This is a genomic window from Streptomyces sp. NBC_00328 (assembly GCF_036139655.1).
GTDB lineage: Bacteria > Actinomycetota > Actinomycetes > Streptomycetales > Streptomycetaceae > Streptomyces.
Window position 1 is genome coordinate 6,240,869 of sequence record NZ_CP108013.1, and the last position, 16,517, is coordinate 6,257,385.

Consider the following 16,517-nt stretch of genomic DNA (forward strand, 5'->3'; position numbering starts at 1 on the left):
GACCTCGATCGTGGCACAGGCAGTATTGATTCGGGAAATAGCTACACTTGGTCGTGTTGATCGAGTACGGCTATCAGTGACGTCCGGTGAACCCACCCGGAGCGAGAGGCGAGGCCATGGCAAGCCCCACCGGCAGGGCGGGCGGCAAGGGCGGCGGGCGCCGCAGCCCCAGCCTCGCGCAGCTGCGCGCCTTCACCGCCGTCGCCGAGCACCTGCACTTCCGGGACGCGGCCGCCGCGATCGGCATGAGCCAGCCCGCCCTGTCCGGCGCCGTCTCCGCCCTGGAGGAGACCCTCGGGGTGACCCTGCTGGAGCGTACGACCCGCAAAGTGCTCCTGTCGCCCGCCGGCGAGCGTCTGGCCGTACGCGCCAGGGCCGTGCTGGCCGAGGTCGGCGCGCTGATGGAGGAGGCGGAAGCCGTGCGCGCGCCGTTCACGGGAGCGCTGCGCCTGGGTGTCATTCCCACCGTCGCCCCCTACCTCCTGCCGACCGTCCTGCGTCTCGTCCACGACCGCTACCCCGACCTCGACCTCCAGGTGCACGAGGAGCAGACGGCCAGTCTGCTGGAGGGCCTGACGGCCGGCCGGCTCGACCTGCTGCTGCTCGCGGTCCCCCTCGGCGTGCCCGGTGTCCTCGAACTCCCCTTGTTCGACGAGGACTTCGTGCTGGTGACCCCGCTCGGCCACGGGCTCGGCGGGCGGGAGGGCATTCCGCGCGAGGCGCTGCGGGAACTGCGTCTGCTGCTCCTCGACGAGGGTCACTGCCTGCGCGACCAGGCCCTGGACATCTGCCGTGAGGCCGGGCGCGCGGACGCCCCCGTGACCACCACCGCCGCGGGCCTGTCGACCCTCGTCCAGCTGGTCGCCGGCGGTCTCGGGGTGACCCTGCTGCCGCGTACCGCCGTCAAGGTGGAGACCACCCGCAGCGATCAGCTCCTCACCGGGTACTTCGCGGACCCGGCGCCCACCCGGCGGATCGCGCTCGCGATGCGGTCGGGCGCCGCGCGGAGCACGGAGTACCAGGAACTGGCGGAGGCCCTGCGGGGGGCCCTGCGCCCGCTGCCCGTCAGGGTGTTGGACGCCAAGGCCTGAACTGCCGTGCACAGTCGGTCATCCGGGCGACCGATGATGCCCTTCGAAGGCCGGGATATTTCAACTTCCGTCAGGTAGTGCGACTCTCGCTGGGATATCCGCCCCGGCTGGTACACATACCTCCTCAGGGTGACTCGTCAGGCGTCTGTGCGAAGTGCCGGAAGTTCCAAGGGGAGTGATGTCGGGCATTCGGGATTCCCTTGGCAGGGTCGGATACGACCTGCTGTCGCGCGCGCTGAGCGAATGCCAGGGCACACGGGTGACGGGAAAACTACGGGTGTCCGGAAAGCCCGGAGGAGTCTTCCATCTCCGCGAAGGCTGCGTCGTCGCCGTCGAGAGTCCGGGCGCCCCGGGTGCCGAGGCGCGGCTGCTGCGCTCCGGCCGCGTCAGCGGTGAACAGTGGGCCGGACTGCTCCGCGAGGCCGACGGCAGCCGGTGGCCCGAGGCCGGGCTGATCGCGCACGGCTACGCGGGGGCCGCACAGCTCCGGGTCGTCTGCATGATGGCGATGCAGGACGCGGCCTTCGCCGTCGTGGCCGGTGACGTGGAGGCGTGCGACCCGCTCGACGCCGCCTTCGAGCCGTACGCGCCGGTCGCCCTCGGAGAGGCTCCGGGGCGGCTGCTCCAGGACGCGGCGAGGAAGCTCGCGGCCGTCGCCGCCCTGCCGTGGCCCGTACGGCCGGACCGGGAACGCCCCGTGCCGGCCGCGGTGCCGGACGAGATACGCGAGCAGCTCCCGCCACCGCAGAAGGAGTTGCTGGCCCACGCCGACGGCCGCCGGACCGCCCGTGACATCGCCTTCGCGACCGGCCTCGGCGCCTACACCGTCACGGTGGGGATGGCCCGCATGCTCGGCGAGGGGCTGCTGGAACTGCCGGCGGAGCCCGACTCCGCCACCCGCGTCACCGTGCGGGACCTGCCGACCGGAGCGCTCCGGCAGCGGCCCGCCGGTGCCCCTCCCGCCCTGGACCCCGAGGTGTTCTCCGCCCTGTCCTCCGCGGTGGCCGCCGGAGAGTCCGCGGCACCCGGGCCCCGGCCGGACCCCGGACCGCCACCGGGGGCGATCGCTCCGTCCCTGCCCCGCAGAGACCCCGGCGCGCATGCCCCGTCGCTGCCCCGCCGTGATCCCGGCGCGAGCGGAATAACCGAAACCCTCGCCCCCGAAAGGGCAGGGGCGAGCTGGAAAGGATTCTTCCGGCTGCGGCACCGGATCTGGACCCCGGACTCCGGAACGTGAAACCGAAATACCTGTCAACGATCACATGCGCATCATCAGGGAGTTCGATAAATGAATCACGAGGCATTGGCCAGGGAAATGAGGGAACTCCGGGAACAGGTTCCCGGAATCACCGATACGGCGGTGGCGGCCGCCGACGGAATGCTCATCGCGGCCGACACCGCCGACACCATCGAACCGGAGAGCCTCGCCGCGATCGCCGCCGCGGGCCTCGGTATCGCGCGCCGCGCGACCGCGGTCACGGGCCGGGGCGCGTTCCGGCAGACCGTGACCTACGGCAGCCAGGGGCTCGCGGCCTTCTACGCGGTCGGCGACACCGCGCTGATGATCGTCCTCGGCGACGAGGGCATCGACCTCGAACGGCTCCACGAGCACACCCGGCCGGCTCTCGGCCGCATCGGATCGATCCTCACCGGGGCCGGCCCCGATCCGCTCCCCGAACCTCCCGCCGTACCCGACGCTTTCGTCGGAGCCGTGACCGAGACCGCGACCGAAGGGGTATGACGACATGGCCAGCAAGCGAATGACGCCGGGGTTCTCCGACCAGATCATGGGCCTGGTCAAATCACTGCGCACCGACGCTCCGGACTGCCTCGCCTCCGGAGCGGTCGACATGTCGACCGGAATGCTGCTGAGTTACGAGACCGTCGACAACCATCCGCCGGAGGTCCTGGACCTGCTCGCGGGCGCGACCCTCGACCTGTTCCAGGGGCGTACGGTCCAGATGATCGAGGACGTCTTCAAGGAGCGGCGCGGCATCGAGTCCGACGCGCACTTCTTCCAGGAGATCCTGGTCAACAGCGACAACCTCACCCATCTGTTCGTGCGGATGAACGACAGTCAGGACGTGGTCGCCGTGGTCGTCTGCCGCAAGGCGGTCAACGTGGGCATGCTCTTCGCACAGGTCCGGCGCGTGGTGAAGGAGTACAGCCTCTGAACGCGAACCGGTGGCCCTCCCCGGGCGGGGAGGGCCACCGGCGGCGGCACGGCAGACCGTGTCACCGGCGTGGCACGGCAGGCCGCGGACCGCGCCCCGCCGCGCCCGTCCGGCGCCCTATTCCGTGCGCAGCCCGTCCGGCCGCATCAGCCGGATCAGCGGCGGCAGGCTGAGCAGGGTCACCAGGAGCACGACACCCGCGCCGATGCCGGTCATCGACAGCACGCTCGCCCAGTCCACGCTCACCGAGGTGTCCGTCATCTTGAGCAGGACCGTGCCGAGGGTGAGGCCCACGGCCATCGCGAGGGCGAGCCCCAGGGCGATCGGGATCGCGGTCTGCCACAGCACCGACATGCTCAGCGTGCGGCGCCGGGTGCCGAAGGCGACCAGCGCCGACAGCAGCTTCCTGCGCTCCCGGAGCTGCTCCAGCTGGGAGACCAGCAGGCTCGCCCCGATCAGCACGAGGACGCAGGCCGCACCGACGAACAGCCCGGTACGGACGGACGTGAACTTCCCGATCTCGGTCGTCGCCGTCCAGGTGTTGGCCTCGGTGTGCGGGTCGATCCGCGCCGCGCTGTTGCGGACGAGTTCACGGACGTCCGGCACCGACTCGTCGAGCTGGAGATAGACCGTCCCGTGCACGGTGGACGCGGCCCGCTCGGGCAGCGCGCCGGGCGTGAACAGGAAGCCGCCGCGTTCGTCGCCCGAGGGGTCCTTGCGCGAGTCCGCCCGCTTGATGTCCTTCGGCACCGTCCAGGGGACCTCCTTGCCCTTGGCGTAGGAGCCGTTGGACGGGTCGAGGTAGAGCTCGGTACCGGCCTTGTCGAGCGCTGCGGTGTTCTCGTCCCACTCGGTGTTCTCCACGGCGAAGATGTCGCCGTCCTCGCAGGAGGGCAGCCGGGCCGACTCCCGCAGGGCCGCGCAGTCGCCGACCGTCACGCTCGACTGGCGCTCGGGTTCGTCGCGTCCGTCGCCCAGGTAGCCCCGTCCGAGGGCGGTCGTCCGCGTGACCCCCCTGGTCCCCGACAGCTCGCGGACCGCCTTGTCCATCGGCACCGTGTCCGGCACGTTGACGGACATCTGGGCCCGCGTGAGATCGTTCTTGTTGACCTTCGTGTAGTCGCTGTCGACCCCGGCGAACAGCATCTGCAGGGCTATCGCGCCGGCCACCGCCACCGCGATGCCGTTGACCAGGCGGGCCGCCGAGCCGCTGCTCAACTGGAGTCTGCGCACGGCCAGTTGCCAGGCGACGCCACCGGAGTTCAGCCGGGCCACGACCGCCTCGACCACCCAGGGCAGCAGCGCGGTGATGCCGACCAGCAGCAGCAGGACGCCGCCGATGACGAGGTACTCGTTGAAGTTCCCGTTGGACCGCCCCTGTCCGATCATCGGGTACAGCATCGCGAGACCGCCCAGCGGCAGCAGCAGCCGCCACCACAGCCGGCGCCGCGAGGGCCGTGCCGTACGCACCACGCCTAGCGGTTCGATCACGACGCCGCGCAGCGCGAAGAGCGTCACCGCGACCGCGGCGGCCGGGACCGAGAGGGCCACCAGCGCCACCAGGGTGGGTGCCGGACTGAGGTCGCCCGGGAAGACGCTGAACCTGAAGAGCATGATCAGGCCAGCGAGCTGACGCCCGATCAGGAAGAACCCGGCGCCGAGGAGCAGTCCGACCAGCGCCCCGGCCAGTGCCTCGCCGGCCGCGATGCGCCGGGTCATCCGCCCGTCCGCGCCGACCAGCCGCAGCGCCGCCAGCCGCCGGTCGCGCCGCTCACCGCCGAACCGTACGGCCGCCGCGATGAAGACGCCGACCGGCATCAGCAGTACGACGAAGACGATCAGTACGAGCAGCAGCAGGACGGGGTCCATCGCCTCGGACCGCTCCTCGTGGCCGAACGAGTCGATGCGCTCGACCCGGCCGGTGCTCGTCGCGCTGGCCGTCAGGTCGTCGGCGCCCGTGTAGTAGGCGAGTTCGTGCGGATCGACCAGCCCGCTGTCGGCGATCGTGCCGCTGACCCGGTGGTCGAGCCGCTCACGCAGGAGCTTGCCCCCGGGTGACTTCAGCAGCCGGTCGAGAGCGGGGGAGACGACCATGTCACCGACCGCCGGGAACGTGGACACGCCCGGCGGCAACGGCGCCCGGGCCCCCTCGGGTTCGAGCAACCGGCCGCGCACGTCCTCGTCGCGGAAGGTGGTGTCGACGTTCGCGACGAGCAGCGTACGGTCGGACTTCTTCTTGATCGTCGAGCTGTACGTGATGTCGGTGCGGGCGCTCTCCCGATGGTGCCGGGCGTCCAGCGCGCTCGGGATCGCCGTGGTGAGCAGCAGCAACGCCACGCCGAGACCGACCCCGACGGCCGTCAGCAGGACCCGTACCCAGGCCTCACGGCCTCCGGTCACCGCGAACCTGGCACCCATGGCGAGGTCGCGGGACCACTGGCGGGCACTCATACGATCCGCTCCATGTCCCTGGACCTGCCGTCGCGTACGACGACCTCGCGGTCCGAGTACGCGGCCACGCGCGCCTCGTGCGTGACGAGCACGACGGCGGCGTTCGTCGAGCGGGCCGCCTCGGTCAGCAGCTCCATCACGCGCTCGCCGTTGAGGGAGTCGAGCGCGCCGGTCGGCTCGTCGGCGAACAGCACCCGAGGGCTGGTGACCAGCGAACGGGCGACGGCCACGCGCTGCCCCTGCCCGCCGGAGACCTCGCCGGGCCGCTTGCCCCTGAGGTCGTCGACCTCCAGCCGCTCCATCCAGGACAGCGCGGTGCGCTCGGCCTCCCTGCGGCCCGTGCCGTTCAGCCGCAGCGGCAGCGCGACGTTCTCGACACAGCTCAGCTCCGGTACGAGCTGGCCGAACTGGAAGACGAACCCGAACGCGGAGCGGCGCAGCGCACTGCGCTGGGCGTCGTTCATCGTCGCCATCTCGCGGCCGTCGTACGTGATCGAGCCGGAGTCGGGTGTGACGATGCCGGCGAGGCAGTGGAGCAGGGTGGACTTGCCGGAGCCGGAGGGGCCCATCACGGCGACGACCTCGCCGGGGTGGATGGAGAAGTCGGCACCGTCCAGCGCGGTGGTCGGGCCGTACGTCTTGCGCAGCTCCGAGGCGGTGAGCAGGGAGCCCGGGGGAGGAGTGGCCGCCGTCATCGGGCCGTCACCGCCTCGGCGAGCCGGTCGAGGCGCGCGGCCGTCAGTTCCAGCCACCGCAGATCGGCCTCCAGGTGGAAGAGGGCGTGGTCGCAGATCAGCTGATCGGCCAGGTCGCCCTTGCGCTTGCGTTCGGTCAGCATGCGCATCATCCGCAGATGCTCCGAACGCTGGGTGTCGAGGAGCTCGCTCGCGTCCCGGTGGGTCAGCAGGGCGAGGACGACCTTCGTGTAGAGGGTCGACTGGAGGTACGGCTCGGGTGTCTCCGGCGTCGCGAGCCAGCGCTGCACGTCGGTGACGCCGGCTTCGGTGATCGCGTACCGCTTGCGCTCGGGCCCGTCGCCCGCCTCGATCCCGTCGAGTTCGACGAGCCCGTTCTTCAGCAGCCGCGACATCGTCGAGTAGACCTGGCCGTAGTGCAGTGGCCGGTCGTGACCGAATTTCTCGTCGAAGGCCCGCTTCAGGTCGTAACCGTGGCGCGGCCCTGACTCCAGGAGCCCTAGAAGGGTGTGACCGATGGACATGCCCAGCACTCTACACACGGCGTATACACCGCGTGTATACGCCGTGCGTACAGGTCGCGGGAGCGATGGCCCGAGCCAGGAGAACCGGCTGGTCACGGCCGATTGTCACGGTTCTGGAACCGTCCGGCCGCTCCTCCCGAACCCGGGCCCCCCGCCCTCCCGAACCCGGGCCCCCTTCCTCCCGCACGCGGGGCCCCGCCCTCCCCACCCGAGGCGCCCGTCCTCCCGCACCCGGAGCGGGCGCCCTCCCGGACCGGGGCGCCGTCCGCACGGACCCGGGGAGTGCGTGGCACGGCAGGAACCCGGTCCGCGCGCCCGCCGTGCGCTGTTCGTCGTCTCACTTTGTCCCCTCCCGGCAACCTTCCGGCCCCTCCGCACGTCGGATTCAGTGGGGCGGTGCCAAGGGCGTGCTGATTGTCACGTCCGGAAAAGACCGGATCGGCGCCCCTTTGTCATAGCGCGCGGTGTTAGCTTGCTGAGCTGACCTGACGGGCGAACTTGTGTGCCACACGAGAATGAAGCGGAGCGGATCGACCCATGGGACGAGCTGAAGAGAGACGAGCGCGGCAGGTGCAGGGCCGCCGCGCGGCGCCCCAGCGCTCGTCTGGGCACGAGTCGCCGGGCCCCGGGCCCGGCGCGAAGGCGGGCGGCAAGCCCCGCCGCACCGGCATACGCCGGTTCGTGAACTGGAAGACGATCCTCGGGACGTTCCTCGGCTTCTGTCTGCTCGGCATGGGCGCCTTCATCGTGCTCTACATGGTCGTGTCGGTGCCCGAGGGCAACGCCGCCGCCAAGCGCCAGAGCAACATCTACAAGTACAGCGACGGCTCGATGCTCGGGCGCAGCGGCAAGGTCAACCGCGAGATAGTCGACCTGGCCAAGGTGCCCAAGAGCGTCCAGAAGACGTTCGTCGCCGCCGAGAACAAGAGCTTCTACAGCGACTCGGGCATCGACCTCAAGGGCACCGCCCGAGGCCTGATCAACACCCTCTCCGGCAAGGGCAAGCAGGGTGGTTCGACGATCACCCAGCAGTACGTCAAGAACTACTACCTCAGCCAGGACCAGACCGTCACGCGCAAGCTGAAGGAAATGGTCATCTCGCTGAAGGTGGACCGCAAGAAGTCCAAGGACGACATCCTCGCGGGCTACATCAACACCAGCTACTACGGCCGCAACGCGTACGGCATCCAGGCCGCGGCGCAGGCCTACTACCAAGTCGACGCCGAGGACCTCTCGGTCGCGCAGGGCGCCTACCTCGCCTCGCTGCTCCAGGCTCCGAGCCAGTACGACTGGGCGGTCGCCTCGAAGACCGGCAAGAAGCTCGTCGAGGCCCGCTGGAACTACACCCTCGACAACATGGTCGAGCAGCACTGGCTCGACTCGGGCAAGCGCTCGGCCATGAAGTTCCCGGTCCCCAAGGAACCCAAGGGCGCGCCGGGCATGGAGGGCCAGACCGGCTATCTGGTGGAGGCGGCCGACAACGAGCTGGCCAAGCAGCTCGTCGCCCAGGGCACCGCCGAGGACCTGGACGACGCCAAGGCCCTGATCACCGCGGGCGGCTGGACCATCACGCTCAACGTGGACAAGAAGAAGCAGGCCCTGCTGGAGAAGACGGTCAAGCAGCAGCTCACCAGCAAGCTGGACCCGAAGAAGCGCAAGGTCGACGCCGACATCCAGGCCGGTGCCGCGTCGGTCGACCCCAGGACCGGCAAGGTCCTCGCGATGTACGGCGGCAAGGACTACTTCAAGCACTACTTCAACAACGCGACGCGCCGTGACTACCAGGCCGCCTCGACGTTCAAGCCGCTGATCTTCGCGGCCGCCCTCGCCGAGGAGGCCAAGACGCGCTCCGGCCGGCCGATCACCGCGAACACGGTCTACGACGGCACCAACCGCCGTCCCGTGGTGGGCAGCGACATCGGTTTCGCACCGCCGAACGAGGACGAGCACAGCTACGGCCCCGTCACCGTGCAGACCGCGATGAACAAGTCCATCAACTCCGTCTTCGCGCAGATGGGCGTCGACGTCGGCATGGACGAGGTGCTGAAGGTCGCGGGCAAGCTCGGCATGAACACCAAGGGCATCCAGGCCGTACCCGCCCAGACCCTCGGCTCCATGGGCGCGAGCCCGCTGGAGATGGCCGGCGTGTACGCCACGCTCGACAACCACGGCAAGAAGGTCACCCCGGCGATCGTCGGCAAGGCCGAGCACAAGGACACCACGGTCAAGATGCCGGACCCGATCGGCGAGCAGGTCGTCAGCGAGGAGGCGGCCGACACGGTCACCTCGGTGCTGACCGGTGTGGTCGACGACGGTACGGCCAGGGAGTCCGTGGCGAACAACCAGGCCCGCGACGGCCAGCAGGTCGCCGGCAAGACCGGTACGTCCGACAACAACAAGTCGGCCTGGTTCACCGGCTACACGCCGAACCTGGTCACCTCGGTCCTGCTGTTCGGCGAGGACCCGAAGACCCAGAACCACGTCTCCATGAAGGGCGCCACGGGCCTCTACCTGGAGGGCGGCCGTGTCAACGGTGGTGGCTACCCGGCGAAGATCTGGGCGGCCTACACCTTCGCGGCGATGGCGGGGAAGGTCACCGAGTTCGACCTGAACACCACGTCGGGCGCGGCGGTGGCGCCGACCGACCTGCCCACCGCCACCCAGACGCCGTCCAGCACGCCGTCGTCGACCCCGACCACCGAGGAGCCGTCGACGGAGCCGCCCACCACGAGCGCTCCGCCGACCCCCACGGACGAGCCGACGACGACCGAGCCGACGACGACGAGCCCGTCCACACCGACGAGTTCGCCCACCGACGGCGTCCCGGACAACCCGTTCGGCCAGACCAGCGAGTAGCGGACGACAGCGGACGCGTGACAGAGGGGGCACCCGGAGATCCGGGTGCCCCCGCTGTCGAAGAGGCCGGCCGGTCCCCCACCCGGGGACCGGCCGGCCTTTCGGCGCCTCAGCCGCCGTCGACGTTCCGCGCGATCCGGTCGCCGGTCTCCTTGTCCACGTTGCGCCAGTACTGGAAGGCGCGCTCCTGCACCGGGCGGGTGACACCGGCCTTGAGATGCCCGCTGACGTTGCCCACCAGCCGGTCCCGGGCCGCGTCGTCCAGCACCTCGCGGACCATCGTGCCCGCCTGGCCCCAGTCGTCGTCCTCGCGGTGCGGCTTGTAGGCCTCGCGCACCAGCTCGCCGGCGGTCTGCCAGCTCGCGGGGTCACCGAACCGGCCTTCGTAGTCGGCCACGGGCCCGCCGTAGGAGTTCGGCGCGTACGGGCGGGACGTCGTCGACGGCTCGTAGCGCATCGGGCCGTCCTTGGCGTACGAGTTCACCGGGGAGCGCGGCCGGTTGGGCGGCAGCTGGCTGTAGTTGGGGCCGATCCGGTAGCGGTGGGTGTCGGGGTACGAGAACAGCCGGCCCAGCAGCATCTTGTCCGGGGAGGGCCCGATGCCGGGCACCATGTTCGAGGGCTCGAAGGCGGCCTGCTCGATGTGGACGAAGTAGTCCTCGGGATTGCGGTCCAGGACCATGCGGCCCACGTCGATCAGCGGGTAGTCCCCGTGCGGCCAGACCTTCGTCAGGTCGAACGGGTTGAACCGGTAGTCCGCCGCGTCCTCGAACGGCATGATCTGGACCTTCAGCGTCCAGCTCGGCGCGTTCCCGGACTCGATCGACTCGTACAGGTCCCGGCGGTGCTTGTCCGCGTCCGTCCCCGCGAGCTCGTCGGCCTCGGCCTGGGTGAGGAAGTCGATGCCCTGGTCGGTCTTGAAGTGGTACTTCACCCAGAACCGTTCACCGCCGCCGTTGATCCACATGTAGGTGTGGGAGCTGTAGCCGTTCATGTGGCGGTACGTCTTCGGGATGCCCCGGTCGCCCATCAGCCAGGTCACCTGATGCGCGGACTCGGGCGAGAGGGTCCAGAAGTCCCACTGCATGTCGTTGTCGCGCAGCCCTGTCACCGGGTGGCGCTTCTGCGAGCGGATGAAGTCCTGGAACTTGATCGTGTCACGGACGAAGAAGACCGGGGTGTTGTTGCCCACCATGTCGTAATTGCCGTGCTCGGTGTAGAACTTCAGCGCGAAGCCGCGGGGGTCGCGCCAGGTGTCGGGCGAGCCCTGCTCACCGGCGACGGTCGAGAACCGCGCCAGCATGTCCGTACGCCTGCCCGGCTGGAACAGATCCGCCCTGGTGAACTGACTGACGTCGTTGGTCACTTCGAAGAATCCGTACGCGCCACTGCCCTTGGCGTGCACCACCCGCTCGGGCACCCGCTCCCGGTTGAACTGCGCCATCTTCTCGATGAGGTAGTGGTCCTGGAGCAGGATCGGGCCGTCGGGGCCGACGGTGAGCGAGTGTTCGTCGCTCTCCACCGGAATCCCGACGTTGTTCGTGGTGTACGGAGCCTTCCGGGATGCCTGCGTCACGAGCGTCCTCCCGTCGGAGATGAGGTCGTCAGGTCGCTTCGCTCACCCCAGCAGTCAACGCCGCCGACATCTTGTCGGCAACACGGTTCGGGTGCCGGCACCGGTACGGCCAGACCGGCACCGACCGGCCCGCACAGGCGCCTTCAGGCACCCGTACAGACACCTCAAGGCACCGGCACAGGAGGCACGGTCCGGGACCGGCACAGGCCCGTCAGGCACCCGCGCAGCCGCCGTCCGGCACCCGCCGCACCGGCGCGGTTCGGCGCCGGCCCACCGGGGCGAGACCGGACGAGTACCCGGTCAGTTCCGGTTCAACTCGAACCAGACGACCTTTCCCGTACTCAGCCGGGTCGCCCCCCACCGCCGCGCCAGCCGGTTCACCAGGAACAGACCGCGACCGCCCTCGTCCGTGGCCCGCGCCTGCCGCAGCCGGGGAAGCTGGGGCACGTCGTCGCCGACCTCGCAGCGCAGGACGTCCGTCCGCAGCAGCCGCAGCGTCACCGGCCGTGAGGCGTACCGCACCGCGTTCGTCACGACCTCGCTGACCAGCAGCTCCACGGAGTCGGTCATGTCCTCCATGCCCCAGCGGGCCAGCGCCCGCCGGGCCAGACGCCGGGCCCGGCCGGGCGCCGCGTCCTCCGGCTCCAGGAACCAGTACGCGACATCGCTCGGCGCGATCCCGTCGAACCGCGCGGCGAGCAGCGCGATGTCGTCGTCCCGGTCTCCCGGGCCGAGCATGTCGAGCACCTCGTCGCACAGCGCTTCCAGCGGCGGCGGATGATCCGGCCCGGTCAGCGCCGCGACCGCCGCGAGCTTCTCCCGCAGCTGCTCTATCCCGGTCCAGACGTCACGCAGCCGGGACTCGACCAGCCCGTCCGTGTACAGCAGCAGCGTCGCCCCGGCCGGCGCGTCCAGCTCCACCGCCTCGAAATCGACCCCGCCCACACCGATGGGGGCGCCCGGCGGCACCCGCAGCACCTCGGCCCGCCCGCCCAGATGCAGCAGCACCGGCGGCGGATGGCCCGCGTTGGCGATGGTGATCCGGTGCGACACCGGGTCGTAGACGGCGTACAGGCAGGTCGCCATGCGGTCGGTGCCGAGCCGCTGCGCCTGCTCGTCCAGGTGGTGCAGCACCTCCTGCGGCGGCAGATCGAGCCCCGCGAGGGTCTGCGCCGTCGTCCGCAGCTGGCCCATGATCGCCGCCGACGTCATGGAGTGGCCCATCACGTCACCGACGACCAGCGCGACCCGGCTGCCCGGCAGCGGGATCGCGTCGTACCAGTCACCGCCCACCCGGGCCGTCTCCGCGGCCGGCAGATACCGGGACGCCAGCCGGACCCCCGTGGGCCGCGGCAGCGTCTCGGGCAGCATCGTGCGCTGGAGCTCGTCGGCGATGTACGCCTCACGGCCGTACAGCACCGCCTTGTCGATACCGAGCGCGCTGTGCGTGGCGAGCTGCGCCGCGACCAGCAGGTCGTCCGCCTCGAAGGCGAGCCGCTCCGGCCGGCGCAGGAACAGCGCCGCCCCGATCACCCGGCGCCGGCCGCGCAGCGGCGCGAGGATCGCGCGCTGCCCGCTCGGCACCGGCAGATCGTCGCCGAGCAGCTCGGGCAGCGCGGCCCGCGCGGCGGGCGCGTCCGCGAACACCGGCCGCACCCCGCGCAGCACCTCGGCGAGGGCGCCGCCGGGGCGTACCTCGCACAGCTCGGCCGTCATCGCCGACAGCTCGTTGGGCTCCGGCCGCAGCGCGGGCAGGAAACCGCTCTCGGTGTCCCGCTCCTCGGGAATCCGGTCCGTGCGCCGCAGCCGCAGCACCAGCGGACCCGTCGGCCGCTCGTCACCGACCGGCAGCGGGTCACGCAGATAGACGAGGATCGCGTCGGAGAAGGTCGGCACGGTCGCCCGGCACAGCCCCATCACGATCTCGTCGAGGTCGATGCCCCGGGCGATCCGCCGGGTCGCGGCGCCCACGAAGCGCAGCCGGTCCCCGTCCCGCCGCATCGGCATCGGTCCGCCCTGCGGCACACCCTGTCCCGTACGGCGGTCCTTGCCTCCGGAAGCCCGCGGGGCCCGTCCCTGCTCGGCGTCCGGCTGGATCGGGATGCCCTCCGGCGCGGGCCGGGGGCGGTGGGTGTCGGGCTCGGTCGCCGAGGGCTGCGAGTGCTCGGAGCCGGGCCCGGAGGAGACCGGCGAGGACGACGGCACGTCGGTGCCCGAGGACGCGGACGCGCCGACGTCGGCGGACACCTGGCCGCCTGCCTTCCCGCGCTTGCCGCGAGGCTTGGACGCACCCGAACCCCTCGGTGCGTCGCCCGTGCGGGCCTGTACCGGTAACGCGCCGGAACCCGGCAGCGGGGACGGCGGCTCGGAGGTACGCAGGAGCGCCCCGCGAGGGTCCGCGGGGGCGGGCGGCCGGCCGGCGCCGCTCTGCCGGCGCTCGTGCGAGGTGGGATGCTCCGTCACGCGTGTCGAGTCCATCCGTCCGGGGCTGCGCGCCGTGCGCACAGTTCTTCCCGCAGCCCCGATACCCGGAATGTGTGCCCCAGGAACGGATTCTGCGTGTCGTCAGGGCCGGGACCGACGGCGCGAACAGCCGTCGCCCGGCACGGTACGGCTCGCCGACGGCCGGAAACGGTCCGTGCCGACAGCGGTTCGACGGCCGAAGCCCCGGGGCGTGTCCGCGAAGCCCCGTATGCCCGGTGACGCCTGGCCCGCACGGCCGTCGTGGTGAGCCCGCGCGGTGCGACCGGTCCCTGGCCGGCCACGCCGCCGTACGCCTCGTACCCCTCGCTCACGTCCTGCCGCCCCTCGGTGACATATGGTCAAGCCCGGCTCATCCTGCGGGAGTTGTCGCTGCCGTTTGCCCTTGCGGAAGACGATCCTACGGTTGTACCACGGGGGCGCATCAAGGGTCTCATGAGGACACGTGCGCGGGCGTACGGTCCCAGTCATCCGGCAGAGCGGGAACCGGCCAGCCCGGATCCGGCCTCCAGTGCTGCCATCCGTCCGAGAACGGCGCGCCCCAGGAACGGATCACCTCCACCGCCGACCACCCCGCTTCCCGCACCTGTGCCGCCAGTTGAGCATCCATCAGACCGGCCCGCTGCGCCATGGCGAATTCGTCCTCGTCGAGCCAGCGCCAACTGCGGTCCGGGTTGACCGAGATGTCGAGGAAGTGATCCACCGAGTCCACCCCGCCCGCCCAGCGGGTCAGCGGGGCCTCCAGGTTCACGTACCAGTTCTTGAAACGCCAGCCCTGTTCCCAGAACAGCCACACCGACCAGGCCTCGCCCGGCCGCGCCAGCTTCAGCACACCGGTCCCGAACCAGCGGTCGCGCCGCACCGCGCGAGGCTTCGTGTAGCGCGATTCCAGCGGTTCTCCATGCACCGGCGAACCGTCGGCGAGCACCGGCTTCACACATTCGGTACCCGGCGCCATCCACACCGCGAGCAGGTCGGCGTCGTCGCGTGCGACCGTCACGGGGCGGCAGATGTGGACGCTGTCGCCGCCGTTCTCCCGGTACCGCCACAGGATCTGGCTCCCGGGCTCCCAGTGGGCCGCCGGCCCGCCCGCTTCCGCTCGTCTCACCGCTCCACCCTCCGCCATGACCAGATATTAGGTGCCCCAGGCATGCGACGCTGCGGTTCGCGTCACGGTTCCCGCCAACGGCAACCGGCTGTTACGGAGCTGTCATCAGGCGTTTCTCCACGGGCCCGGGCTGTTACGGGTGTGTCATCCGCAGGACATCCAGGGCCTCGTCCAACTGCTCCTCGGTCAGGTCCCCACGCTCCACGTACCCCGACTCCAGCACCACCCGGCGAATCGTCTTCCGCTCCGCCAGCGCCTTCTTCGCGACCTTGGCCGCCTCCTCGTACCCGATGTACTTGTTCAGCGGCGTCACCACGGACGGCGAGGACTCCGCGTACTCACGGGCCCGTTCGCGGTGCGCGACGATCCCGTCGACCGTGCGGTCGGCGAGCAGCCGCGAGACGTTCGCGAGCAGCCGGACCGACTCCAGGACGTTCTTCGCGATCACCGGCAGCATCACGTTCAGCTCGAAGTTCCCGGCCGCGCCCGCGACGGCGACGGTCGCGTCGTTCCCCGTCACCTGCGCGGCGACCATCAGCACCGCCTCGGGAATCACCGGGTTCACCTTGCCCGGCATGATCGAGGACCCGGGCTGGAGATCCGGGAGGCTGATCTCGGCCAGTCCGGTGCGCGGCCCGGAGGCCATCCACCGCAGATCGTTCGCGATCTTCGTCAGCCCGACGGCGATGGTCCGCAGCTGACCGCTCGTCTCCACGATCCCGTCGCGCGCCCCCTGCGCCTCGAAGTGGTCGCGGGCCTCCGTCAGCGGCAGCCCGGTCGCCCGCGCCACCTCCGCGATCACCGCGGCGGAGAAACCGGGCGGCGTGTTGATCCCCGTCCCCACGGCCGTGCCGCCGAGCGGCAGTTCGGCCAGCCGCGGCAGCGAGGCCTCCAGCCGCTCGACCCCGTACCGCACCTGGGCCGCGTAGCCCCCGAACTCCTGGCCGAGCGTCACCGGCGTCGCGTCCATGAGATGGGTGCGCCCCGACTTCACCACATCGGCGAACTCCCGCGACTTGCGCTCCAGCGAGGCGGCGAGATGCTCCAGCGCGGGGACGAGATCGCGGGTGACGGCGGCGGTCGCGGCGATGTGGATGGAGGACGGGAACACGTCGTTGCTCGACTGCGACGCGTTCACGTGGTCATTGGGGTGGACGTCCCGGCCCAGCCGCTCGCCGGCCAGCGTGGCGATGACCTCGTTGGCGTTCATGTTGGAGGAGGTGCCCGAGCCCGTCTGGAAGACGTCGACCGGGAAGTGCGCGTCCCAGCGCCCCTCGGCGACCTCCGCGGCCGCCTCCTGGACCGCCTCCGCGACATCCTTGGCGATCACGCCCAGCTCGCCGTTCACCTTCGCGGCGGCCCCCTTGATCCGGGCCAGGGCCTCGATGTGCGCGCGCTCGATGCGCTGCCCCGAGACGGGGAAGTTCTCCACGGCGCGCTGCGTCTGCGCCCGCCACTTCGCCTCCGCGGGCACCCGCACCTCGCCCATGGAGTCGTGCTCGATCCGGTACGCGCCTTCGCCCTGGCCATCCGTCATTGGTGACACCTCCATGGGGCACAG

The 16,517-nt window shown here is 70.9% G+C and carries 12 protein-coding genes; 5 read left to right on the forward strand and 7 right to left on the reverse strand.

Features of this window, described 5'->3' with window-relative positions:
- Window positions 1–116: 116 nt before the first annotated feature.
- The 4 genes from OG485_RS27465 (at window position 117) to OG485_RS27480 (ending at window position 3,265) form a co-directional block, all read left to right on the forward strand.
- A complete protein-coding gene (locus OG485_RS27465) occupies window positions 117–1,091 on the forward strand; it encodes a LysR substrate-binding domain-containing protein (protein ID WP_328671185.1) in 975 nt (324 codons plus the stop codon).
- Between the two features lie 277 nt (window positions 1,092–1,368).
- On the forward strand, window positions 1,369–2,328 hold the full coding sequence (locus OG485_RS27470; RefSeq protein WP_328671186.1) for a MarR family transcriptional regulator: 960 nt from the start codon (window positions 1,369–1,371) through the stop codon (window positions 2,326–2,328).
- A 51-nt stretch (window positions 2,329–2,379) separates the two neighbouring features.
- Complete coding sequence (locus OG485_RS27475) at window positions 2,380–2,832, forward strand: roadblock/LC7 domain-containing protein (RefSeq protein ID WP_328671187.1); 453 nt, start codon at window positions 2,380–2,382, stop codon at window positions 2,830–2,832.
- A 4-nt stretch (window positions 2,833–2,836) separates the two neighbouring features.
- Window positions 2,837–3,265, forward strand: a complete 429-nt coding sequence (locus OG485_RS27480; protein WP_328448698.1) for a hypothetical protein — start codon at window positions 2,837–2,839, stop codon at window positions 3,263–3,265.
- A 117-nt stretch (window positions 3,266–3,382) separates the two neighbouring features.
- On the opposite strand, the gene OG485_RS27485 is transcribed toward OG485_RS27480, so the two are convergent.
- Genes OG485_RS27485 through OG485_RS27495 form a run of 3 tightly spaced genes read right to left on the reverse strand, consistent with a single transcriptional unit; the run spans window position 3,383 to window position 6,935 of the window.
- On the reverse strand, window positions 3,383–5,716 hold the full coding sequence (locus OG485_RS27485) for an ABC transporter permease (RefSeq protein WP_328671188.1): 2,334 nt from the start codon (window positions 5,714–5,716) through the stop codon (window positions 3,383–3,385).
- The gene (locus OG485_RS27490) at window positions 5,713–6,411 is read right to left on the reverse strand and encodes an ABC transporter ATP-binding protein (RefSeq protein WP_328448694.1); all 699 of its coding nucleotides are present in this window, start codon (window positions 6,409–6,411) and stop codon (window positions 5,713–5,715) included. Before OG485_RS27490 ends, OG485_RS27485 begins: the two co-directional genes overlap by 4 nt.
- Window positions 6,408–6,935 (reverse strand): PadR family transcriptional regulator, encoded by a 528-nt coding sequence (locus OG485_RS27495; protein WP_326785751.1) that lies wholly within the window; start codon window positions 6,933–6,935, stop codon window positions 6,408–6,410. The genes OG485_RS27490 and OG485_RS27495 overlap by 4 nt, the downstream gene beginning before the upstream one ends.
- A gap of 537 nt (window positions 6,936–7,472) precedes the next feature.
- On the opposite strand from OG485_RS27495, the gene OG485_RS27500 reads away from it, so the two are divergent.
- Entirely contained in the window at window positions 7,473–9,791 is a 2,319-nt protein-coding gene (locus tag OG485_RS27500) for a transglycosylase domain-containing protein (protein WP_328671189.1), read from the forward strand.
- A 109-nt stretch (window positions 9,792–9,900) separates the two neighbouring features.
- Here OG485_RS27500 and OG485_RS27505 read toward each other — a convergent pair whose 3' ends face one another.
- From OG485_RS27505 to OG485_RS27520, 4 genes are all read right to left on the reverse strand, one after another.
- Entirely contained in the window at window positions 9,901–11,367 is a 1,467-nt protein-coding gene (locus OG485_RS27505; RefSeq protein WP_328671190.1) for a catalase, read from the reverse strand.
- Between the two features lie 300 nt (window positions 11,368–11,667).
- Window positions 11,668–13,845, reverse strand: a complete 2,178-nt coding sequence (locus OG485_RS27510; protein WP_328671191.1) for a SpoIIE family protein phosphatase — start codon at window positions 13,843–13,845, stop codon at window positions 11,668–11,670.
- Window positions 13,846–14,281: 436 nt separating this feature from the next.
- Window positions 14,282–14,974 carry a cytidylyl-2-hydroxypropylphosphonate hydrolase gene (gene fomD / locus OG485_RS27515; protein WP_328671192.1) on the reverse strand — a complete coding sequence of 231 codons (693 nt, stop codon included), beginning with the start codon at window positions 14,972–14,974 and terminating at the stop codon, window positions 14,282–14,284.
- Between the two features lie 115 nt (window positions 14,975–15,089).
- Window positions 15,090–16,493, reverse strand: coding sequence for a class II fumarate hydratase (locus OG485_RS27520; RefSeq protein ID WP_328671193.1), 1,404 nt, complete (start codon window positions 16,491–16,493; stop codon window positions 15,090–15,092).
- Between the last annotated feature and the right edge of the window lie 24 nt (window positions 16,494–16,517).

Bases quoted from the DNA above. Each gene is read 5' to 3' on its own strand.
- OG485_RS27465 (WP_328671185.1), top strand. From the start codon at position 117: ATGGCAAGCCCCACCGGCAGGGCGGGCGGCAAGGGCGGCGGGCGCCGC.
- OG485_RS27475 (WP_328671187.1), top strand. From the start codon at position 2,380: ATGAATCACGAGGCATTGGCCAGGGAAATGAGGGAACTCCGGGAACAG.
- OG485_RS27480 (WP_328448698.1), top strand. From the start codon at position 2,837: ATGGCCAGCAAGCGAATGACGCCGGGGTTCTCCGACCAGATCATGGGC.
- OG485_RS27485 (WP_328671188.1), bottom strand. From the start codon at position 5,716: ATGAGTGCCCGCCAGTGGTCCCGCGACCTCGCCATGGGTGCCAGGTTC.
- OG485_RS27490 (WP_328448694.1), bottom strand. From the start codon at position 6,411: ATGACGGCGGCCACTCCTCCCCCGGGCTCCCTGCTCACCGCCTCGGAG.
- OG485_RS27495 (WP_326785751.1), bottom strand. From the start codon at position 6,935: ATGTCCATCGGTCACACCCTTCTAGGGCTCCTGGAGTCAGGGCCGCGC.
- OG485_RS27500 (WP_328671189.1), top strand. From the start codon at position 7,473: ATGGGACGAGCTGAAGAGAGACGAGCGCGGCAGGTGCAGGGCCGCCGC.
- OG485_RS27510 (WP_328671191.1), bottom strand. From the start codon at position 13,845: ATGGACTCGACACGCGTGACGGAGCATCCCACCTCGCACGAGCGCCGG.
- fomD (WP_328671192.1), bottom strand. From the start codon at position 14,974: ATGGCGGAGGGTGGAGCGGTGAGACGAGCGGAAGCGGGCGGGCCGGCG.
- OG485_RS27520 (WP_328671193.1), bottom strand. From the start codon at position 16,493: ATGACGGATGGCCAGGGCGAAGGCGCGTACCGGATCGAGCACGACTCC.